The 20,016-nt window shown below is 73.0% G+C and carries 18 protein-coding genes, 1 tRNA gene and 1 pseudogene; 12 read left to right on the forward strand and 8 right to left on the reverse strand.

All coding sequences use genetic code 11. From position 1 onward, the window contains the following. Nucleotides 1–41: 41 nt before the first annotated feature. On the reverse strand, nt 42–815 hold the full coding sequence (locus ABEB06_RS22755; RefSeq protein WP_345698729.1) for an ABC transporter ATP-binding protein: 774 nt from the start codon (nt 813–815) through the stop codon (nt 42–44). 345 nt (nt 816–1,160) lie between these two features. Here ABEB06_RS22755 and ABEB06_RS22760 point away from each other — a divergent pair. The 3 genes from ABEB06_RS22760 to ABEB06_RS22770 all read left to right on the forward strand — a co-directional run bounded on the left by ABEB06_RS22760 (nt 1,161) and on the right by ABEB06_RS22770 (nt 2,587). Beyond that, nucleotides 1,161–1,245, forward strand: a tRNA-Leu gene (locus tag ABEB06_RS22760). Between the two features lie 111 nt (nt 1,246–1,356). Further along, nucleotides 1,357–2,214 (forward strand): Bax inhibitor-1/YccA family protein, encoded by an 858-nt coding sequence (locus tag ABEB06_RS22765; protein WP_345698730.1) that lies wholly within the window; start codon nt 1,357–1,359, stop codon nt 2,212–2,214. 58 nt (nt 2,215–2,272) lie between these two features. After that, nucleotides 2,273–2,587: a hypothetical protein gene (locus ABEB06_RS22770; protein WP_345698731.1), complete on the forward strand. Its 315-nt coding sequence runs from the start codon at nt 2,273–2,275 to the stop codon at nt 2,585–2,587. 88 nt (nt 2,588–2,675) lie between these two features. On the opposite strand, the gene ABEB06_RS22775 is transcribed toward ABEB06_RS22770, so the two are convergent. From ABEB06_RS22775 to ABEB06_RS22785, 3 genes are all read right to left on the reverse strand, one after another. Further along, nucleotides 2,676–3,623 (reverse strand): hypothetical protein, encoded by a 948-nt coding sequence (locus tag ABEB06_RS22775; protein ID WP_345698732.1) that lies wholly within the window; start codon nt 3,621–3,623, stop codon nt 2,676–2,678. Between the two features lie 266 nt (nt 3,624–3,889). Next, entirely contained in the window at nt 3,890–5,110 is a 1,221-nt protein-coding gene (locus ABEB06_RS22780) for an acetyl-CoA C-acetyltransferase (protein WP_345698733.1), read from the reverse strand. Nucleotides 5,111–5,177: 67 nt separating this feature from the next. Continuing rightward, a complete protein-coding gene (locus ABEB06_RS22785; protein ID WP_345698734.1) occupies nt 5,178–6,242 on the reverse strand; it encodes an SGNH/GDSL hydrolase family protein in 1,065 nt (354 codons plus the stop codon). Between the two features lie 147 nt (nt 6,243–6,389). Between ABEB06_RS22785 and ABEB06_RS22790 the strand changes: the two genes are divergently transcribed. From ABEB06_RS22790 to ABEB06_RS22810, 5 genes are all read left to right on the forward strand, one after another. Further along, nucleotides 6,390–7,790 (forward strand): cystathionine beta-synthase, encoded by a 1,401-nt coding sequence (locus tag ABEB06_RS22790; RefSeq protein ID WP_345698735.1) that lies wholly within the window; start codon nt 6,390–6,392, stop codon nt 7,788–7,790. A 447-nt stretch (nt 7,791–8,237) separates the two neighbouring features. Beyond that, the gene (locus ABEB06_RS22795) at nt 8,238–8,564 is read left to right on the forward strand and encodes a hypothetical protein (protein ID WP_345698736.1); all 327 of its coding nucleotides are present in this window, start codon (nt 8,238–8,240) and stop codon (nt 8,562–8,564) included. 122 nt (nt 8,565–8,686) lie between these two features. Further along, nucleotides 8,687–9,952 carry a L,D-transpeptidase gene (locus ABEB06_RS22800; protein WP_345698737.1) on the forward strand — a complete coding sequence of 422 codons (1,266 nt, stop codon included), beginning with the start codon at nt 8,687–8,689 and terminating at the stop codon, nt 9,950–9,952. A 201-nt stretch (nt 9,953–10,153) separates the two neighbouring features. Continuing rightward, on the forward strand, nt 10,154–11,404 hold the full coding sequence (locus ABEB06_RS22805; RefSeq protein ID WP_345698738.1) for a hypothetical protein: 1,251 nt from the start codon (nt 10,154–10,156) through the stop codon (nt 11,402–11,404). Between the two features lie 83 nt (nt 11,405–11,487). Next, nucleotides 11,488–11,994 (forward strand): DUF1203 domain-containing protein, encoded by a 507-nt coding sequence (locus tag ABEB06_RS22810; protein WP_345698739.1) that lies wholly within the window; start codon nt 11,488–11,490, stop codon nt 11,992–11,994. Here the strand turns inward: ABEB06_RS22810 and ABEB06_RS22815 are convergent. Together ABEB06_RS22815 and ABEB06_RS22820 are read right to left on the reverse strand one after the other, a co-directional pair. Next, nucleotides 11,979–12,341 carry a cupin domain-containing protein gene (locus ABEB06_RS22815; RefSeq protein WP_345698740.1) on the reverse strand — a complete coding sequence of 121 codons (363 nt, stop codon included), beginning with the start codon at nt 12,339–12,341 and terminating at the stop codon, nt 11,979–11,981. The two genes, ABEB06_RS22810 and ABEB06_RS22815, sit on opposite strands and share 16 nt — an antisense overlap. Nucleotides 12,342–12,511: 170 nt before the next feature. Next, the gene (locus ABEB06_RS22820) at nt 12,512–13,360 is read right to left on the reverse strand and encodes a hypothetical protein (protein WP_345698741.1); all 849 of its coding nucleotides are present in this window, start codon (nt 13,358–13,360) and stop codon (nt 12,512–12,514) included. 91 nt (nt 13,361–13,451) lie between these two features. On the opposite strand from ABEB06_RS22820, the gene ABEB06_RS22825 reads away from it, so the two are divergent. Further along, on the forward strand, nt 13,452–14,606 hold the full coding sequence (locus tag ABEB06_RS22825; protein WP_345698742.1) for a cystathionine gamma-synthase: 1,155 nt from the start codon (nt 13,452–13,454) through the stop codon (nt 14,604–14,606). Between the two features lie 194 nt (nt 14,607–14,800). Here ABEB06_RS22825 and ABEB06_RS22830 read toward each other — a convergent pair whose 3' ends face one another. Then, nucleotides 14,801–15,274: a MarR family winged helix-turn-helix transcriptional regulator gene (locus ABEB06_RS22830; protein ID WP_345698743.1), complete on the reverse strand. Its 474-nt coding sequence runs from the start codon at nt 15,272–15,274 to the stop codon at nt 14,801–14,803. A gap of 169 nt (nt 15,275–15,443) precedes the next feature. Between ABEB06_RS22830 and ilvA the strand changes: the two genes are divergently transcribed. From ilvA to ABEB06_RS22845, 3 genes and pseudogenes are all read left to right on the forward strand, one after another. Continuing rightward, nucleotides 15,444–16,655 (forward strand): threonine ammonia-lyase, encoded by a 1,212-nt coding sequence (ilvA, locus tag ABEB06_RS22835; protein ID WP_345698744.1) that lies wholly within the window; start codon nt 15,444–15,446, stop codon nt 16,653–16,655. 129 nt (nt 16,656–16,784) lie between these two features. Beyond that, a pseudogene (locus tag ABEB06_RS22840) lies at nt 16,785–17,435 on the forward strand (ATP-binding cassette domain-containing protein); the annotation flags it as partial. A 919-nt stretch (nt 17,436–18,354) separates the two neighbouring features. Next, nucleotides 18,355–19,188, forward strand: a complete 834-nt coding sequence (locus ABEB06_RS22845) for an ABC transporter permease (protein ID WP_345701948.1) — start codon at nt 18,355–18,357, stop codon at nt 19,186–19,188. A gap of 137 nt (nt 19,189–19,325) precedes the next feature. On the opposite strand, the gene greA is transcribed toward ABEB06_RS22845, so the two are convergent. Further along, entirely contained in the window at nt 19,326–19,823 is a 498-nt protein-coding gene (greA, locus tag ABEB06_RS22850; RefSeq protein ID WP_345698745.1) for a transcription elongation factor GreA, read from the reverse strand. Nucleotides 19,824–20,016 lie beyond the last annotated feature (193 nt).

Genomic DNA, 20,016 nt, shown 5'->3' on the forward strand with positions numbered 1-20,016 from the left:
AGTCCTGGGTGGTCGGGGCGGCGGCCTGTGCTGTCAGGGCGTCAGCTCGTCCGGCCCTTGGCGTCGAAGCGGCGCATCCGGTCGAGCACCGCGTCGGCGGTGGGGGCGGCCAGCTCGTCGACGATCCGGCCGTCGGCGAGGAAGACCACCCGGTCCGCGTACGAGGCGGCGACCGGGTCGTGGGTGACCATCACCACGGTCTGGCCGAGCTCGCGGACCGAGTTGCGCAGGAAGGAGAGGATCTCGGCGCCGGAGCGCGAGTCCAGGTTGCCGGTGGGCTCGTCGGCGAAGACGATCTCGGGCTTGGAGGCCAGCGCCCGGGCGCACGCCACGCGCTGCTGCTGGCCGCCGGAGAGCTGCGACGGGCGGTGGCTCAGCCGGCCGGACAGGCCGACCGTCTCGACCACCCGGTCCAGCCACGGCCGGTCGACCTTGCGGCCGGCGATGTCCATCGGCAGCGTGATGTTCTCCAGCGCGGTCAGCGTCGGCAGCAGGTTGAACGCCTGGAAGACGAAGCCGATCTTGTCGCGGCGCAGCTGGGTCAGCTGGCGGTCCTTCAGCCCGACCAGCTCGGTGTCGCCGATCATCGCCGAGCCCGAGGAGACCGTGTCCAGCCCCGCCATGCAGTGCATCAGGGTGGACTTGCCCGAGCCCGAGGGGCCCATGATCGCGGTGAACTCGCCGCGCGGGAACACCACGCTGACGTCGTCCAGCGCCACGACGCGGGTCTCGCCGTCGCCGTAGACCTTGTTCAGGCCGGTGGCGCGGGCAGCCGCGAGGCCGGTGGCGGCGGGCCGTGCGGTCGTCGTGGTCATCGAGGGCTCTCCTGTCGGGAGGGGGCGGCGGAACGTCCGGACGGCCGGAGCCCGGGGCTCCGACCGCTGTTCCATCCTCCGCCTCGCGATCATGGTTTTCCGTCGCTCCGGCGGACGGTTGGACCCACCCCGCCAGGCGTACTCCGGCGCGCCGGTCTCCTCCTGCGGTATGACACCGCCCCCGACCCGGCCCGCCCTGGCCGATTCCGGTGCACCGCTGGCCGAATCACGGACGGTTCGTCAGAAGGCAAGGAAGCATGACAACTTCCGCGGCCGGAAATATGCGAAACGGGCAGGAAGGAGACTAGGCTCAGGGGTAGCCCGTACAGGGGCGGAGAGTGGTTCGCCCGGGTGGTGGAACGCAGACACGGGCAGCTTAAAACTGCTTGGCCGCGAGGCCGTGCCGGTTCGAGTCCGGCTCCGGGCACCAACTCCGCCACCGCGGCCCCGCGAGATCGTCCTCGCGGTTGAGGCGGATCCTTTTGCCAAACCATTACCCTGGTGTCCGTGGGCGGCGACGTGCCGTCCCGGAGGGAATGTGATGAGAAGCAGCAACCCGGTCTTCTCGCGGGAGGGGTCCTTCACCCGCGACGCCGCCTACGCCGGCTTCGGGTCGAGCACGACCCAGCAGCAGCCGTACGGCAGCAACCCCTACGGCAACAACCCGTACGCGCAGCAGACGATGACCGACGGGCAGCTCGCCGAGATGTACCAGCGGCCGGCCGCCGGCCCGCTGCAGACCGGCCGGATGACCATGGACGACGTGGTCGCCCGCACCGGCCTCACCCTGCTCACCCTGGTCGCCGCCGGCGCCCTCGCCTGGTTCGCGCTGCCCGTCGAGACCTACGCGGCCCTCGGCCTCGTCTCCCTCGCCGCCTTCGGCGTCTACCTCGTCATCATGTTCAAGCGGGCCGTCAGCCCGCCGCTGATCCTCCTCTACTCCGCGCTGCAGGGCGTCACGCTCGGCGTGGCCTCCAAGGTCTTCGAGACCCTCTGGCCGGGGATCGTGGTCCAGGCGGTCCTCGGGACGACCGCGGTCTTCGCCGGCACGCTGATCGCCTACAAGAGCGGCCGGATCCGGGTCACCGCGCGGTACTTCCGGATCGGTTTCTCGATCGCGATCGGCTTCATGATCCTCATGATGGTCAACGCGGTCGCGTACTGGCTCGGGGCCGACCTCGGTCTGCGCTCCGGCCCGCTCGGCATCGTGGTCGGCCTGATCGGCATCGCGCTCGGTGCCTTCTTCCTCACACTGAACTTCGCGGAGGTGGAGGAGGGCATTCGGGGCGGTGCGCCGGAGAAGGAGGCCTGGTGGGCCGCGTTCGGCCTGACGCTGTCGCTGGTGTGGATCTACCTGGAGATGCTCCGGCTGATCGCCATCCTGCGCGGCGACGACTGACGCCCCCGGCGTGACCGTAGCCCCGGGGAGCCCGCCCCCCGGGGCTACGCTCGTCCTCATGCCCGATCAGACGCCCTTCACGGCCGCCGTCGACCGCCTGGCGGATCGTTTCCGCTCCATGCCGCAGAGCCGCCTGCTGGGCGCCGTGCCCGGCCACCCGTCCCGCGCCGCCGCCGGACTCGCCCTCGCCCGTCGGCTCGCCGCCACGGCCCTCGCCCTGGAGGGCCGCCCCCCGCAGGACGTCCCCGACGCGGGCCCCTTCGCGGTCGGCGACCAGCTCGCCGTCACCGGCCACGACCTCGCCGCGGTGGCCGACGCCGAGGCCCTCGCAGCGGCCCTGGCCGACGTCGAGGCGACCGGAGCCGCCCTCTGAGCCCGCCCCTGTCGGACCACGCCGGGCGGCCGCGGCCGGAGCGCGCACGCCCCCCGGCCGGGAGGCGCCCCCGGGCCCGGCTGCTGGATCAGATCGAGGCGACCACGCGGTCGGCGAGGACGTAGACGGCTTCCTCGTCGGTGGAGAAGGTCAGCGAGTACGAGCCGCTGAAGCGCGAGCCGCCGAGCAGCCGGACGTCCTCGCCGGCCCGGACCGCGTCGATCAGCCGGTAGGCGGCCTCACGGTCGCCGGGGGCCACGCACAGGGTGGTGCCGTCGGCGAAGGCGTACACGTCGAGGGTGCCCAGCGGGCCGGGACGGACGTCGATCAGCGCGACGCACTCCTCGGCGAGGGCGGCCAGCCGGTCGTCGGTCCACTCGCGGGACGGCGTCGGGCTCGGCACGAAGTCCGGGTGCGAGGGGTGCCGGCGCGGGTCGGGCTTGGCGGCGGGCTCGGTCTCGGCGTCGAGCAGCCCGGCCTCCAGGCCGGTGGCGAGCAGGTCGGCCTCGCGGCGGGCCCGGGCGTCCCCGGCCGGGTCGACGGGGACCGGGGCACCGCCGCCGGCCGCCGGGTGCGACGGGTGCGCGGGCCGGACGCCGCCCTCGTCGGAGCCCGCGGCGGGGGCGCCGCCGTTGCCCTCCTTGATCAGGTCCTCCAGGGCGCTGCGCAGCGCCTCGCCGAACTCCGGGTCCATCGTCCCGGCGTTGTCGGCGGCGTCCTGCGGCCCGGTGGGGCGCGGGAAGAAGAGCGGCCAGTCCTCGCCGATGGTGGTGAGCGGGGCGTCGAAGAGCGGTGCGTCCTCCGCGGCGCGGGCCTCCTGCTCGGCCCAGAACGCGCGGGCCTCGGTGATCTCGCGCTCGCGGTCTGCGGCGAGTGCCTCGGTGACGGCGCGGCGTATGAGCGCCTCGTCGACGCCGCCGGTCCGCCCCGCCCCCGGACCGGCATCCAACTTGCGGGTCAGCGCGCGGACGTGGATCAGGGCGGCGGTCGACACGGCGACCAGGATCAGCAGCAGGGAGGTGTAGACGACGCTCACGGAACGTACTCCCAACGAGGGGCGGAACGGGGTTACGTCTCCACACTGCCGTATGTGCGTCCGTAACAGCAGGGGCTGATGTCCGATTTGTCCCGGACTTTCTGCCTTGTCCTCAAATTGTTAGGTAAAGCCCCTCTACGCTGCGGAGTTGATCCAATTCGGACCGTCGACAAATCGGTCTCCGGGGGTGCGGAAGAGGGCCGAATCGCATCGCGGATGTGATTCGGCCCTCAATTACGCAGCGTGACTCCACATGGGTGAGTCGATCAGCTCAGGCGCTCGATGACCATGGCCATCCCCTGGCCGCCGCCGACGCACATGGTCTCCAGGCCGAACTGCTTGTCGTGCCACTGGAGGGAGTTGATCAGGGTGGTGGTGAGGCGGGCGCCGGTCATGCCGAAGGGGTGGCCGACGGCGATGGCGCCGCCGTTGACGTTCAGGCGGTCGAGGTCGATGCCGAGGTCGCGGTAGGAGGGGATGACCTGGGCGGCGAAGGCCTCGTTGATCTCGACCAGGTCAATGTCGGAGATCGACAGGCCGGCGCGCTTGAGGGCCTGCTTGGAGGCCTCGACGGGGCCGTAGCCCATGATCTCGGGGGAGAGGCCGGAGACGCCGGTGGAGACGACGCGGGCGAGGGGGGTGAGGCCGAGCTCGCGGGCCTTGGTGTCGGACATGATGACCAGGGCGGCGGCGCCGTCGTTGAGCGGGCAGCAGTTACCCGCGGTAACGGTGCCGTCGGGGCGGAACACCGGCTTGAGGCCCTGGACGGCGTCGAGGGTGACGCCGGCGCGCGGGCCGTCGTCGGTGCTGACGACGGTGCCGTCGGGGGTGGTGACCGGGGTGATCTCGCGGGCCCAGAAGCCGGACTCGATCGCGGCCTCGGCGAGGTTCTGGGACCGGACGCCGAACTCGTCCTGCTCGGCGCGGGTGATGCCCTTGAGGGCGGCGAGGTTCTCCGCGGTCTGGCCCATGGCGATGTAGGCGTCCGGGAGGAGGCCGTCCTCGCGCGGGTCGTGCCACTCGCCGCCGCCGTGCTCCGCGCGGTGGGCGGTGCGGGCGATCGCGTCGTCGAAGAGCGGGTTGGTGGTGCCGGGGATGCCGTCGGAGGAGCCCTTGGCGAAGCGGGAGACGGTCTCGACGCCGGCGGAGATGAAGACGTCGCCCTCGCCGGCCTTGATCGCGTGCAGGGCCATCCGGGTGGTCTGCAGCGAGGAGGAGCAGTAGCGGGTGATGGTGGCGCCGGGCAGGTGGTCCATGCCCATCTGGACCGCGACGATGCGCGCCAGGTTGTGGCCCTGCTCGCCGCCGGGCAGGCCGCAGCCGAGCATCAGGTCTTCGATCTGCCGCGGGTCGAGCTCGGGGATCTTGGCGAGGGCGGCGGTGATGATCTGGGCGGTCAGGTCGTCGGGGCGGACGTCCTTGAGCGAGCCCTTGAACGCGCGGCCGATCGGCGAACGGGCGGCGCTGACGATGACGGCTTCGGGCATGGCGGGCTCCTCGCTGAACGGCCTGGTGGTCGGGTGCCCGGCACCGGCCGGACGCCCGCGCGCCAAGTTACCGCTTGGTAGCTCCGACGTCACCGGTCCCGGAGTGTGAGGTCGGCGACGCGCTCCGCGTCTCCTCCGCGCCCGGGAGTCCGAGCCGCAGCCGGTGCTTGAGCAGGGCCCAGCGCCAGGCCCCGGCCTCCGGTCCGGCGGCGGCCACCTCGGTGCCCGCGCGCCCGGCGGCCGCGGCGGCGGCGATCGCCACCGGCAGCACGGCCTGCGGCTCGATCGGCTCCGGCCCGGTGGCCGGCTCCTCCGGCCACAGGTCGAGGATCGCGCAGAGCGAGGGCAGCAGGGCCATCGCGGCGGTGGCGTACCCCTGGGCGGACGGGTGGTAGCGGTCGGCCGCGAACATCTCCGGCCGGGCGGCGAACTCGGGGCCGAGCAGCGAGCCGAGTGAGACCGTCCGTCCGCCCGCCTCGACCACGGCGATGGTCTGGGCGGCGGCCAGCTGCCGGCTGAGCCGCCGAGCCACCCAGCGCAGTGGCGGCCGGACCGGCTTGATGGTGCCGAGGTCCGGGCAGGTGCCGACGACCACCTCGCAGCCGCCCGCGCGCAGCGTCCGGACCGCGTCGCCCAGCTCCCGCACCGAGACGGCGGCCGGGCTGTGCCGGGTGACGTCGTTGGCGCCGACCATGATCACCGCGAGTTCGGGCCGCTCGGCCAGGGCCTGCTCGACCTGCTGGGCGAGGTCGCAGGAGCGGGCGCCGGACTTGGCGACGTTGACCAGCCGCACCCGCCGCTCGGCGATCGCGGCGAGCCCGGCGGCGAGCAGCGCGCCGGGGGTCTCCTGGGCCCGGGTGACGCCGAGCCCGGCGGCGGTGGAGTCTCCGACGAAGGCCAGCGCCAGTGGCGGCCGGGTGTCGTCGGCGTCGGCGAAGGCGGCGCCGTACACGCCGTCGGCGCGCGGCGGGTCGCCGTCCAGTATGCCGATCGCCCGGACGGCGAGGCGGCTCTCGGTCAGCAGCACCCCGGCCAGGCCCACGCCGAGCAGCCCGAGCCCGCCCCCGCCGTACGCGGCGGCGGTGGCGATCCTCCGGGCCACCCGGGCCCTCGACGCCTGTGCCCCTGGCATCCGGTACCCCCTTGGATTCGAGGCGGCTGACGTTGCGTACCCCACTGGTACCCGTCCGGGCGGCGCGCTACCGACCCGCATCGGCCATCCGTGGCCATAGGCTTTCCGTACCCACAGTCACAGCTGCCACACACCGGGAGGACCCCCGTGAGGTACCACAATTCGATCATCGACCTGGTCGGCAACACGCCCCTGGTGAAGCTCAACAAGGTCACCGAGGGGATCAGCGCCACCGTGTTGGCGAAGGTCGAGTACTTCAACCCCGGCGGGTCCGTGAAGGACCGGATCGCGATGCGCATGATCGAGGCCGCCGAGGCGTCCGGCGCCCTCAAGCCCGGCGGCACCATCGTCGAGCCGACCTCGGGCAACACCGGCGTCGGCCTGGCGATCGTGGCCCAGCAGAAGGGCTACAAGTGCATCTTCGTCTGCCCCGACAAGGTCTCCACGGACAAGATCAACACCCTGCGCGCCTACGGCGCCGAGGTCGTGGTCTGCCCCACCGCGGTCGCCCCCGAGCACCCGGACTCCTACTACAACGTCTCCGACCGCCTGGTCCGGGAGACGCCGAACGCCTGGAAGCCGGACCAGTACTCCAACCCGGACAACCCGGCCTCGCACTACCACTCCACCGGCCCCGAGCTGTGGGAGCAGACCGACGGCCGGATCACCCACTTCGTGGCGGGCGTCGGCACCGGCGGCACCATCTCCGGCACCGGCAACTACCTGAAGGAGGCCTCCGGCGGCAAGGTCCAGGTGATCGGCGCCGACCCGGAGGGCTCGGTCTACTCCGGCGGCACCGGCCGGCCGTACCTGGTCGAGGGCGTCGGCGAGGACTTCTGGCCGACCGCCTACGACCGTGACGTGGCCGACCGGATCGTCGCGGTGTCCGACAAGGACTCCTTCCAGATGACCCGCCGCCTGGCCAAGGAGGAGGGCCTGCTGGTCGGCGGCTCCTGCGGCATGGCCGTGGTCGCCGCGCTGGAGGTGGCCCGCGAGCTCGGCCCGGACGACGTCGTCGTGGTGCTGCTGCCGGACGGCGGCCGGGGCTACCTGTCGAAGATCTTCAACGACGACTGGATGGCCGACTACGGCTTCCTGCCCACCGCCACCGACGAGGCCCACATCGGCGAGGTGCTGGCCCGCAAGGACGCGCTGGAGCACGAGGGCATCCCGCAGTTCGTCCACATGCACCCGGGCGAGACCGTCGCCGAGGCGGTCCGGGTGCTGCGCGACTTCGGTGTCTCGCAGATGCCGGTGGTCTCCCCGGGCGCCGGGCACCCGGACATCATGGCCGGCGAGGTGGTCGGCTCGGTGGTCGAGCGCGAGCTGCTGGAGGGCCTGTTCGCGCAGCGCATCCAGCTCACCGACACGCTGGACAAGGTGATGTCCAAGCCGCTGCCGGTGGTCGGCTCCGGCGAGTCGGTCACCAACCTGATGACCGTGCTGGAGAACTCCGACGCGGTGGTGGTGCTGGTCGAGGGCAAGCCCCAGGGCATCGTCACCCGGCAGGACCTGCTGGCCTTCCTGACCGCCCGGGCCGGCCACTGAGGAAGCGTCACCGGTTGTGCGCCGAACGGGTGAACAGGTGCCGCCCCGGCTGGTTGGTACGCGGACGTCACCTCCGCGCATCACCGGGTTAACAACCGTTCGGCAATGTAGTGGTCGACGGCGAGAACGCCGAGCAGGACGACAGCGAAGACCGGGAGCGGCTCCCCGGCACCGCGGCCGTCCCGGACACGTCGGTCGGCCCTGACCCGGCCCACCGTGTCCGCCCGCGGGGGCTGCCGTCGTCCCGCCCCTGCCCGGCGCTGCCGGCGGCAGGGTGCGGCGGCTCCCGCGGCAACCGTCGCGCCGTGAGGCGCGGCTCCGTACCGGCTCCCGGGTGGGGGTGCCGCTGCGGAGCGGCGGGGCCGGTCCCGGTATCCGGGACCGGCCCTCGCCGTATCCCGGCGCCGACGTTTCCGGATACCTGTCCGAACCCCTACGCTCGCTGGCATGACCAGCACTGACCTGCCCGAGCAGGACGCACCGCGTTTCGTACGCCTCACCATCGAGCTCATCGCCGAGATCACGGACGAGAAGGCCCTCAAGGCCGCCGCCCTGTCCCAGGTCACCGAGGACGAGTACCTGGACGACGAGGAGCGCGCCCAGGCCGTCGAGGCGATCGAGGTCGACCCGTCCGGGTCGCTCGCCCACTTCGTCGACCCGGTGGCGCTGCTCGGCGACGTCCCGGGCGTCGAGCTGGCCTCGGCCACCTGGGAGTCCGCCACCACCGACTACGACCCGGACGACGAGAGCTGGGACGAGTACGAGGTGCAGTGAGCCCTGCGTCACATCGAGAACCCGGTCCGGAACCATCCGGACCGGGTTTTTGTCCGTTATGGCGACCGTATGGGTAGTCTCGTACGATCTGAACACTTTCGTACGAGTCCAGGGAGCGTGACGTGACGGCATCGGAGAAGCGGGACCGGCCGCGCGGCGGCAACTGGACCCGGCGCGGCGTCATCGGCGGGCTGCTGGGCGCCCCGATCCTGTTCGTGGCGGCCTGCAGCGGCGACAAGGACACCCCGTCCGGCGGAACGGGCGCCGGAGCCGGCGGCACCGGCGCCACCGACGCCTCGCCCAGCCCCGAACTCTCCATCGCCAAGATCACCGTCGTCCCCGCCGACGGCACCACCGCCGCCCCGTTCGACCAGCCGGTCAAGGTCACGGTCGCGGACGGCATCCTGCAGTCCGTCACGGTCACCGGCGGGAACGGGAAGAAGATAGTCGGCCAGCTGGGCCTCGACGGCACCAGCTGGACCTCCACCGACCCGCTCGCCAGCGGCACCAAGTACACCGTCGCCGTCGTCGCCCTCGACAAGAAGCAGCGCGAGGCCGACGCCAACACCGTCTTCGGCACCGCCTCGCCCGCCAACACCTTCGTCGGGTACTTCACCCCGGAGGACGGCACCACGGTCGGCGTCGGCATGCCGGTGTCGATCAACTTCAACAAGGCGATCACCGACCGCGCGGCCGTCCAGTCGGCGATCACGGTGGTCGCCGAGCCGGGCGTCGAGATCGTCGGCCACTGGTTCTCCAGCACCCGCCTCGACTTCCGCCCCGAGACCTACTGGGCGAAGGGCACCAAGGTCACCCTCAAGCTCCGGCTCAAGGACGTGCAGGGCGCCAAGGGCGTCTACGGCACCCAGTCCAAGGACGTCGGCTTCACCGTCGGCCGCAGCCAGGTCAGCGTCGCCGACCTCAAGGCCGACACCCTCACCGTCACCACCGACGGTCAGGTCACCGCCACCTACCCCGTGATCGGCGGCGCGCCCGACCACACGACCTGGGCCGGCAAGATGGTGATCTCCGAGCAGTACAAGGAGACCCGGATGAACTCCGCCACCGTGGGCCTCGGCAGCGAGTACGACATCCCGGACGTCCCGCACGCCCAGCGGCTCACCACCTCGGGCACCTTCATCCACGGCAACTACTGGTCGCCCGCCTCCCAGTTCGGCAACGCCAACACCAGCCACGGCTGCATCGCGCTGCGCGACGTCCAGGGCGCCGGCGACCCGACCACCAACGCCGCCAAGTTCTACGCCTCCTCGATCATCGGCGACGTGGTGGAGGTGGTGAACTCCGGCGACCGGACGGTGGACCCGGCCAACGGCCTCAACGGCTGGAACATGCCCTGGGCCCAGTGGAAGGCCGGCAGCGCGGTCTGAGCTGCGACCGGTCCGACCTGCGAAGTCCCGCGACGGCCCCGGCTCCGGGGGCCGTCGGGGGCTCCCGGTAGTTTGTTCGCGACACTCGGCGAATAACCAGGTGTGGGCACCGGTGCCGCCGTGGTTGGCTGGCGCCGCCGCCCAGCCTTTCCACAGGAGCCAGCCATCAACACCGCCATACGCCGCACCGCCCGCCTGACCGTGGCGGCCACCGCGTGCGCCCTCGCCCTCACCACCGGCCTCACCGCCTGCGGCACCGTCAAGCAGCTCACCGCCGGCGAGAAGATCGCCGACGCGTTCGACAAGCTCGGCGACGGCAAGACCTTCAAGGCCGAGCTCTCCGTCGACGCCACCGCCGACCAGCTGGTCGCCTTCGGCAAGGCCGTCGACGACCCGATCGAGCGGAACGCCGCCGAGGCCCTCGCCGACCTCAGCCTCACCGTCTCGGTCAGCGCCAAGAAGCCGCTCAAGGACGTCGAGGACTTCAAGAAGGCCCAGGCCGGCGGCGACTACAACGCCCTCGCCACCAGCAAGGACGTCGACCTCGCGTACGAGATCGGCGGCAAGAAGAGCGGCAAGAACTACTTCGACTTCCGCGTCGTCGGCGGCAAGGGCTACCTCAAGGTCGACGCCCGGGGCGTCGCCCAGCTGACCGGCGAGTCCACCGCCGGGATCGACGAGATGTCCGCGGCGCTGCCGCCGTCCTTCAAGGTCGCCAAGGACCTGCTCGACGGCAAGTGGATCTCCTTCGACCCGGCCCTGGTGGAAGAGCTCTCCAAGCAGGCCGAGAGCGCCACCGGCAAGGCCGCGGCCTCGCCCAGCGCGGTCCCCTCGCTCGACCCGAAGGCCGTCGAGGGCTTCGGCAAGGCGCTCAAGGACGTGTTCGCCAAGAACGTCACCCTGGAGGACCGCGGCGCCAGCGCCGGCCTGCAGCAGATCCACGTCTCCGCGAACGCCCGCCCGATCGTCGAGGGCTTCCTCAAGGCCGCGAAGCCGCTGGTCAAGGACCTCCCGACGGACACCCCGCTGCCCGACTCGGCGCCCGCCACCGTCCCCGACCGCAAGGTCGGCGCCGACGTCTACCTGCGCGACGGCGCGCTCTCGCACGCCACCTTCGACATCGCCCAGCTCACCGACAAGGCCGGCCCGGAGATCCACTTCCCGATCCGGATCGGCTTCGGCCGCGACGTCCCGGCGATCGAGGCCCCCGGCGGCGCCACCGAGGTCACCAAGAAGGACGTCGAGGACCTCACCAAGGGCTTCGGCGAGATGGCCGGCGGCGACATCGAGGACGGCGGCCCCACCACCGGCCCCGGCGACGCCGCGCCGCTCACCGACGCCCAGCTCGCCGAGCTCGCCAAGCTCGGCATGAGCCGCGAGCAGGCCAAGGCCATGAACGAGGCCGGCTTCACCTTCGAGGAGCTCAAGGAGTTCGTCCAGCTCAAGAGCTGACCGACCCCGCACCCACGGGCCGCCCTCCGGCGGGGAACGCGACGTCCGTTTCCCGCCGGACGGCGGCCCGCGCGCCGTCCAGGATGGACCGCGTGACCGCACTCGACGTCCGCCCCATCGCCCCCGCCGTCCTCACCGCCCTGCGCACCGCCGACGACGCCGGACGGCCCCCCGTCCACTCCGTCGACACCGCCGGCGGCGCCCCGCTGCGCTGCTGCCTCGACCGCGCCCGCCCCGGCGACCGGATCGCCCTGCTCGGCTACGCCCCGCTGCGCCGCTGGGCCGCCGAGACCGGCGCCGACCCCGGCCCCTACGACGAACTCGGCCCGGTCTTCGTGCACGCCGACCCCTGCCCCGGCCCCGCCGGCGGCTGGCCCGGCGCCATGCACGGCGGCCCGCGCGTGCTCCGCGCCTACGACGCGGCCGGCCGGATCCTCCGCGGCGTCCCCGGAGAACCCGACGAGCTCCCCGCCCTGGCCGCTGAACTCCTCGCCGACCCGGACGTCGCCGTGGTCCACGTCCGGGCCCTCGCCTTCGGCTGCTTCATGCACGAAGTGCGGCGCGCCGCACCGGATCAGCCCTGCGCGTAGTCGGCGAAGCCGGTCCAGTCGATCACCACGCAGGCCTCGTCGCCGACCACCCAGGCGTCGTGCCCCGGCGCGCAGATCATCACGTCGCCCGGGCCGAACTCCTCGCTCTGCCCGTCGTCCATCACGACCTTCATCCGGCCCGACACCATGTACCCCATGTGGGACGCCTGACAGCTCTCGGTCTTCGCGATCGGCTTCACGTGCTTCGACCACTGCCAGCCCGGTTCGAACACCGCGCGTCCGACCGCGCCGCCCTCCAGATTCACCAGCGCCAGCTGTCCGGTCCCGCCCTCGAACGGGCGGACCTCCTCCGGCTCGTCAAGACTCATCCGCACCAGCCCGGCCATGACCGCTCCTCACCCTGTCACGAGGGGCACCGCCACCGGCCGCGCCGGCATCCACGCGCCCCGCCGACCCTTCCAGTCTCCGCCCGGCCCCCGGCCCCCGCGAGGCGCGGGGCACGGATCAACCGGACCGGCCGACGCGTCCCGCACCGGACCGCCCACCGCCCCGGTGCTCACTGGGAGAAGTACGTCTTGATGCTGACCGCCGGGCCGCCCGAGTACTTCGCGACCGCCTCCTGCGCCGCACCAGTCACGGGGACGGTCACGGAGCCGTGGGCCGGGACGGTGGTCAGCCCGCCGATGGGCACGACGGCGACGGCCTGCTGCGAAGTCCCGTCCCGCGGCTGGTCGTAGACGATGTAGACGGTCCGGACCGACACCGCGGCACCGTTCGGATTCTGCAGCACGACCTGCCGGAACCGGTCGAACTTGCTGATCGACCCGCCACCCTGGTCGGCGGCCCGGGCCGTGACGTAGTCGGCTCCCGCCGGAGCCGTCGCAGGGAGCACCCGGGTCACCGAGACGGTCACGCCCGCCACCCGGGCCCTGTCGGGCCCGGAGAAGGCCAGGACGTCGTACGCGCCGCCGCGTCCCGGGCCGACGACGAGAGTTCCGCGATCGCTGCCGTAGGCAGTGGACACGGACACCCCGGCCACGGGCCGGCCCGAGCTGTCCACGGGCGTGATCGCCAAGGTGGGGACGACGGACCCGGTCGCCGTGCTGGTGACCACGAGGGTCTGGTCGATGTACTCCTGGCCGCCCTTCGCGTGGTAGCTGAACGACAGGTCCGCGGCCGAGGGCGCGGGGCTCGCGGTGGTCGGCGCGGGGCTCTCCCCGGTCGGCGCGGGGCTCGCCGCCGCTGGTGCGGGGGCGCCCGGGTGGTCGGCGGGCGCCAGGGCGCAGCCGACCAGGAGGACGGCGCCCGCGGCCACTCCGGCAGCGGTCCGGGAGACGCGCAGCCCCCGGACCGGTGTCCGCCGCTGGTTCGGGAGCTCCGCGGCACGTCGTACGGTCGTGATCACGCGCGGAGGCTATCGCAGCGCCACCGGCCGGGACACGGCCCGGCGGCTCCGCGGCGGGCTGCGGGGCTTCGGGGCCACTAGGCTCAGGAGTATGACCGAGCACCAGCTTTCCCAGGGCTTCGAGACCCTCGCCATCCACGCGGGTCAGGAAGCGGACCCCCAGACCGGGGCCGTCGTCACGCCGATCTACCAGGTGTCCACGTACAAGCAGGACGGGGTGGGCGGCCTGCGGGGCGGCTACGAGTACAGCCGCAGCGCCAACCCGACCCGGACCGCGCTGGAGGAGTGCCTGGCGGCGCTGGAGGGCGGCGTCCGGGGCCTCGCCTTCGCGTCCGGCCTGGCGGCCGAGGACACCCTGCTGCGCACGATCCTCAAGCCGGGCGACCACATCGTGATCCCCAACGACGCGTACGGCGGCACCTTCCGGCTGTTCGCCAAGGTGCTGACCCGCTGGGGCGTGGAGTTCTCCGTCGCCGACACCCACCACGTGGAGAAGGTGCGCGAGGCGATCCGTCCCAACACCCGCGCGGTGTGGGTGGAGACCCCGTCCAACCCGCTGCTGGGGATCACCGACCTGACCGCGGTCGCGGAGATCGCGCACGCGGCGGGCGCGCTGCTGGTGGTGGACAACACCTTCGCCAGCCCGTACCTGCAGCAGCCGATCGCGCTCGGCGCGGACGTGGTGGTGCACTCCACCACCAAGTACATGGGCGGCCACTCGGACGTGGTCGGCGGGGCCCTGGTGGTGGCCGAGGCGGGCCTGGCCGAGGAGGTGGCCTACCACCAGAACGCGATGGGCGCGGTGTCCGGCCCGTTCGACGCGTGGCTGGTGCTGCGCGGCATCAAGACGCTGGGTGTCCGGATGGACCGGCACAGCTCCAACGCCGAGCAGGTCGCCGAGCTGCTCACCCGCCACCCGAAGGTCAGCCAGGTGCTATACCCGGGCCTGGCCGAGCACCCGGGGCACGACGTCGCCGCGAAGCAGATGAAGGCGTTCGGCGGCATGGTGTCGTTCCGGGTCGCGGGCGGCGAGGAGGCGGCGGTCGAGGTCTGCAACCGCACGCAGCTGTTCACCCTCGGCGAGTCGCTGGGCGGTGTGGAGTCGCTGATCGAGCACCCGGGCCGGATGACCCACGCCTCGGCGGCCGGCTCCCCGCTGGAGGTGCCGGCCGACCTGGTGCGCGTCTCGGTCGGCATCGAGTCGATCGACGACCTGCTCGCCGACCTCCAGCAGGCGCTCGGCTGACGGAGGGTCGGCTCTCGGGCCGAGGGTTCGCCGGGTTCGCCGGGTTCGCCGGGTGCGGTTCAGCTGCGCCCGGCGAAGCGGTTGAGCGTCCCGGCGAGCCGCTCGGTGGGCGGGGGAGTCCGTGGTGGCGGGCGTCGGGCGCCGTTCACGCGGTGATCGTCACCGCTCGCGCCGCGTGACCGGTGCGGCGCGGATCACGGCTTCCGGTCGGTCGAGTACGACTCGAGGGAGTCGTTGAAGCGGGCCAGCAGCCGGCAGAACGCCCGCTGCTCCTCGGACGGCCAGTCGGCGGTCAGGCTGCGGATCAACTCCTCGCGGTCGGCCCGGACTTCGGCGAGCCGACGGCCGCCGAGCGGAGTCAGGGCGAGCCGGACGGTGCGACGGTCGGCCGGGTAGGGGACGCGGCCGACCAGATCGGCGCGGACCAGCGGGGCGGCCTGCCGGGTGACCGTGGAGGAGTCGATGCCGAGCGCCTCGGCCAGGGCCTTGACGTTGGCCGGGCCGTGCCGGGCGAGGTGGTCGAGCAGCAGGTAGCCGGCCCGGTCCAGGGCGCCGACCGCGCCGTGCCGGGCCTGTTCCATCCGTCGGGCGAACAGTGCCACCTGGTACTGGAGTTGGGTGTGGAGGGGGTCGTTGCTGCCGGGGTCGTGGGGCGAGGGTGTCGTCATCGCGGCTCACGTTCGGGGGTGCGGTGAGGGTGCTTCGTACGGCTGGACCGGGCGGCGCGGAGTGCGGGGTTCGGGCGGCGTGTGCCCAGCAGCGTACGCGCGGCGGGCAGCGGCGGGAACAGCCCGCGCTTCACGGGCCCGGGGCCCGGACCCGGCTAGCCTGAGCCGCATGCAGAGTTGGCCGGTCACCGTGGACGACGTCCGGGGCGCCCAGAAGATGCTCGCCGGGATCGCCCGGGTCACGCCGATGGAGAGCAGCCGGTACCTCTCCGGGCTGGTCGGTGCGCCGGTGCACCTCAAGTGCGAGAACCTGCAGCGCACCGGTTCGTTCAAGCTGCGCGGCGCGTACGTGCGGATCGCCGGGCTGTCGCCGGTGGAGCGGGCCTGCGGGGTGGTGGCGGCGAGCGCCGGCAACCACGCGCAGGGCGTGGCGCTGGCGGCCTCGCTGCTGGGGGTGCGTTCGACGGTGTTCATGCCGGTCGCGGCGCCGCTGCCGAAGGTGTCGGCGACCCGGGACTACGGCGCCGAGGTGCGGCTGCACGGCTCCACCGTGGACGAGGCGCTGCGGGCGGCGCAGCGGTACGCGGACTCCACCGGCGCGGTGTTCATCCACCCCTTCGACCACTGGGACGTCATCACCGGCCAGGCGACGATGGGCCTGGAGATCCTGGAGCAGTGCCCGGAGGTGCGCACGATCCTGGTGGGGGTGGGCGGCGGCGGACTGCTGGCGGGGATCGCGGCGGCCGTGAAGCCGCTGCGGCCGGACGTCCGGGTGGTCGGCGTGCAGGCGGCGGCCGCCGCGGCGTACCCGCCGTCGCTGGCGGCGGGCCGGCCGGTGTCGCTGGAACAGTTCTCCACCATGGCGGACGGGATCATGGTGGGCCGCCCGGGCGACATCCCGTTCGAGGTGGTCAACACCCTCGCGGACGGGGTGCGGACGGTCTCCGAGGACGCGCTGTCGCGGGCCCTGCTGGTCGGCCTGGAGCGGCTGAAGCTGGTGGTGGAGCCGGCCGGGGCGAGCCCGATCGCGGCGCTGCTGGAGCAGCCGGAGGCGTTCGAGGGCCCGGTGGTCGCGGTGCTGTCCGGCGGCAACATCGACCCGCAGCTGATGCAGCGGGTGCTGCGGCACGGCCTGGCGGCGGCCGGCCGGTACCTGTCGCTGCGGGTGCGGCTGGCGGACAAGCCGGGCGCACTGGCCGACCTGCTGGGCGTGCTGACCCGGGTGGACGCCAACGTGCTGGACGTGGCGCACGTGCGGATCGACCCGCGGCTGGGCCTCGCCGAGGTGGAGGTGGACCTGCACCTGGAGACCAAGGGGCCGGAGCACTGCGCGTCGGTGGTCTCGGAGCTGCGGGACGCCGGGTACGTGGTGGGCCAGTAGCCGGAAATCGCTTGACGCGATATATCGCGTACTGCCAGCATCTCGCGATGTATCGCGAGCTTCGGCCTGCGCCGGTTCGGGTACCACAGATCAGGACAAATCACCCTAATCAGGAGATGAGGCAGGTCCATGGCGCCAGCCATCCAAGCCGAGAACCTGGTGAAGACCTTCGGCGACGTCCGGGCCCTCGACGGAGTGAGCCTGGACGTCCCCGAGGGCACCGTGCTCGGGCTGCTCGGCCCGAACGGCGCCGGGAAGACCACCACCGTCCGGGTCCTCACCACCCTGCTCCGCCCGGACTCCGGGCAGGCCGTGGTGGCCGGCGTCGACGTGCTCAAGCACCCCAACAAGGTGCGCAGCCTGATCGGCCTCTCCGGCCAGTACGCGGCGGTCGACGAGTACCTGACCGGCCGGGAGAACCTCCAGATGGTCGGCGAGCTCTACCAGATGAGCAGCCGCGACGCGAAGGCCCGCGCGCTGGAGCTGCTGGAGTGGTTCAACCTCACCGAGGCGATGGACCGCACCGCGAAGACGTACTCCGGCGGCATGCGGCGCCGGCTCGACCTGGCCGCCGCCCTGGTCGTCCGCCCGCCGGTGATGTTCATGGACGAGCCGACCACCGGCCTCGACCCGCGCAACCGCCTGGCACTGTGGGAGGTGATCGAGACCCTGGTCGCCCAGGGCACCACGCTGCTGCTCACCACCCAGTACCTGGAGGAGGCCGACCGCCTCGCCAACGACATCGCGGTGGTCGACCACGGCAAGGTGATCGCCCGCGGCCCTTGACTCTCCACCCTTCCCTCACCCCCTTCTCTCCCTTCTCTCTTACCCTCTATCCCCCCTCCCCTCTCCCTTACCCCCCCCCCCTCCCCACCCCCCCCCCCCCCCACCCTCCCCCCCCCCACCCCCCCTCCCCCCCCCACCCCACCCCACCCCCCCCCCCCCCCCCTTCCCCCTCCCCCCCCCCCCCCCCCCCCCCCCCCCCCTCCCCCCCTCACCCACCTCCCCCCCCCCCCCCCCTCCCTCCCCTCCCCCCTCCCCCCCCCCCCTTCCTCCTCCCTCCCCCCCCCCCCTCCTATCCCCTCTCCCCCTTCCCCCCCCCCCCCCCCCCCCCCCCCCCCCCCCCCCCCCCCCCCCCCCTCCCACCCCCCACCCCCCCCCCCCCCCCCCCTCCCCCCCTCTCACCCCTCCCCCTCCCCCACCCCTCCCTCCCTCCCCCCCCCCCCCCTCCCCCCTCCCCCCCTTCTCACCCCCCCCCTCCACCCCCTCACCCCCCCCCCCCCCTCCCCCCCACCCCCCCACCCCTTCCCCCTCCCCCCCCCCCCCTCCTCCCCCCTCCTCCCCCCCCCCCCCCCCCCCCCCCCCCCCCCCTTCCTCCCCCCCCCCCCCCCCTCCCCCCCCTCCTTCCCCCTCCCCCCCCCCCCCTCTCCCCTCCCCCCCCCCCTCACCCCTCCTCCCACCCTTCTCTCCCTCCCCCCCCCCCCCCCCCCTCCCCCCCCCCCCCCCCCCCCCCCACCCCACCCCCCCCCCCCCCCCCTCCCCCCCTTCCCCCCCCCCCCCCCCCCCCCCTCCCCCCCCCCTCCCCCTCCCCCCCCTCTCCCCCCCCCCCCCCTCCCCCTCCCACCCCCCCCCCCCCCCCCCCCACCCCCCCCCTCCCCCCCTAAGACCGACCACCGCGAGCACCTCCACCGAGCACGCCATCGGCCAGGCGCAGGTCCGGCACCGCACCGGTGCCGCCGCGACCCTGCACGACTCCTGGGTGGTGGCCAAGCGCAACCTGCGCCGGATGACCCGGATCCCCGAGATCGTGGTCTTCGGCCTCATGCAGCCGGTCATGTTCGTGCTGCTGTTCTCGTTCGTCATGGGCGGCGCGATCCAGATCCCCGGGACGACCGCGAGCTCCGACGCCTACACCCAGTTCCTGATGGCCGGCATCTTCGCCCAGACCGTCACCTTCGCGGTCGCCGGCGCCTCCGCCGGCATCGCGGAGGACATGACCAAGGGCCTGGTCGACCGCTTCCGCTCGCTGCCGATGGCCCGCGCCGCGGTGCTCACCGGCCGCACCTTCGCCGACCTCGTCCAGACCGCCTTCACCCTGCTGGTGCTGGCCCTGGTCGCGCTGCTGGTCGGCTGGCGGATCCACGAGGGCGTCCTCAAGGCGCTCGGCGCGTTCGCGCTGCTGCTCCTGCTCGGCTACGCCTTCTCCTGGATCGGCGCGCTGATCGGCCTCTCGGTGCGCAGCCCCGAGGCGGCCACCTCGGCCGGTCTGATCTGGCTGTTCCCGCTGACCTTCATCTCCAACGCGTTCGTGCCGATCAGCTCGATGCCGGGCTGGCTGCAGCCGATCGCCTACTGGAACCCGTTCAGCGCCACCGTGCAGGCCTGCCGCAACCTCTTCGGCAACCAGGTCGGCCCGGTCGACGACGCCTGGCCGATGCAGCACGCGGTGCTGGTGTCGGTGGTCTGGTCGCTGGTCATCATGGGCGTGTTCTCCTGGCTGTCGGTGCGCAAGTACCGCTCCGCGGTCCAGTAGCGCCGGCCGCTCCGCGGTCCGGTAGCGCCGGCCGCTCCGCGGTCCGGTAGCGCCGGCCGCTCCGCGGTCGGGCAGTGCGACGGACGAAGCGGCCGTCCCCCGTACGGGGGACGGCCGCTTCGGCGTGTCGGGAAGGCTCAGCCGGTGAACGGCTTGGCGTCGACGATCTTCACGGACGTCTTCCTGCCGTTCGGCAGCTCGTACGTGGCGTCCTCGCCGACCGCCTTGCCGGTGATGGCGCGGCCCAGCGGCGACTGCGGGGAGTACACGTCCAGCGCGCCGTCGACCACCTCGCGGGAGGCGAGCAGGAACTCCATGGTGTCGTCCAGGTCGCCGTCGAAGGCGACCTTGACCAGCATGCCGGGCGCGACCACGCCGGAGTCGGCCGGGGCCTCGCCGACCTTGGCGCGCTCCAGGATCTGGGTGAGCTGGCGGATCCGCGCCTCGCCCTTGCCCTGGTCGTCCTTGGCCGCGTGGTAGCCGGCGTTCTCCTTGAGGTCGCCCTCCTCGCGGGCGGCCTCGATCTTCTGGGCGATCTCGATGCGCCAGGGGCCGGTCAGGTGCTCCAGCTCAGCCTTGAGCTTGTTGTAGTGGTCCTGAGTGAGCCAGGTCACGTCATCGCTGGTCTGGGTCACAGGTGCTCCTCGTCGGTGCTGGCGGTGCTGAGGGGTTTTTCGTCAGCAGTGGCGGTGTCAGGCGGCATTACAAAGCAACGCCCGCTTCCGTGCCGCTCGGCTCGGAAGGGGCGAAACCACGAGCCTAACAATTTCCGGGGGCGGACGGGAGTCTCCGTTCCCGCCCGCTCCCTCGAATATGCGCCCGAACGGG

It is taken from the genome of Kitasatospora terrestris, from assembly GCF_039542905.1.
Classification (GTDB): domain Bacteria; phylum Actinomycetota; class Actinomycetes; order Streptomycetales; family Streptomycetaceae; genus Kitasatospora; species Kitasatospora terrestris.

Excerpts from the sequence above, each read along its gene's own strand:
- ABEB06_RS22815 (WP_345698740.1), bottom strand. The coding sequence starts at position 12,341 with ATGGCCGGGCTGGTGCGGATGAGTCTTGACGAGCCGGAGGAGGTCCGC.
- ABEB06_RS22810 (WP_345698739.1), top strand. The coding sequence starts at position 11,488 with ATGGACCGCGTGACCGCACTCGACGTCCGCCCCATCGCCCCCGCCGTC.
- ABEB06_RS22825 (WP_345698742.1), top strand. The coding sequence starts at position 13,452 with ATGACCGAGCACCAGCTTTCCCAGGGCTTCGAGACCCTCGCCATCCAC.
- ABEB06_RS22780 (WP_345698733.1), bottom strand. The coding sequence starts at position 5,110 with ATGCCCGAAGCCGTCATCGTCAGCGCCGCCCGTTCGCCGATCGGCCGC.
- ABEB06_RS22765 (WP_345698730.1), top strand. The coding sequence starts at position 1,357 with ATGAGAAGCAGCAACCCGGTCTTCTCGCGGGAGGGGTCCTTCACCCGC.
- ilvA (WP_345698744.1), top strand. The coding sequence starts at position 15,444 with ATGCAGAGTTGGCCGGTCACCGTGGACGACGTCCGGGGCGCCCAGAAG.
- ABEB06_RS22770 (WP_345698731.1), top strand. The coding sequence starts at position 2,273 with ATGCCCGATCAGACGCCCTTCACGGCCGCCGTCGACCGCCTGGCGGAT.
- ABEB06_RS22795 (WP_345698736.1), top strand. The coding sequence starts at position 8,238 with ATGACCAGCACTGACCTGCCCGAGCAGGACGCACCGCGTTTCGTACGC.
- ABEB06_RS22785 (WP_345698734.1), bottom strand. The coding sequence starts at position 6,242 with ATGCCAGGGGCACAGGCGTCGAGGGCCCGGGTGGCCCGGAGGATCGCC.
- ABEB06_RS22830 (WP_345698743.1), bottom strand. The coding sequence starts at position 15,274 with ATGACGACACCCTCGCCCCACGACCCCGGCAGCAACGACCCCCTCCAC.
- ABEB06_RS22755 (WP_345698729.1), bottom strand. The coding sequence starts at position 815 with ATGACCACGACGACCGCACGGCCCGCCGCCACCGGCCTCGCGGCTGCC.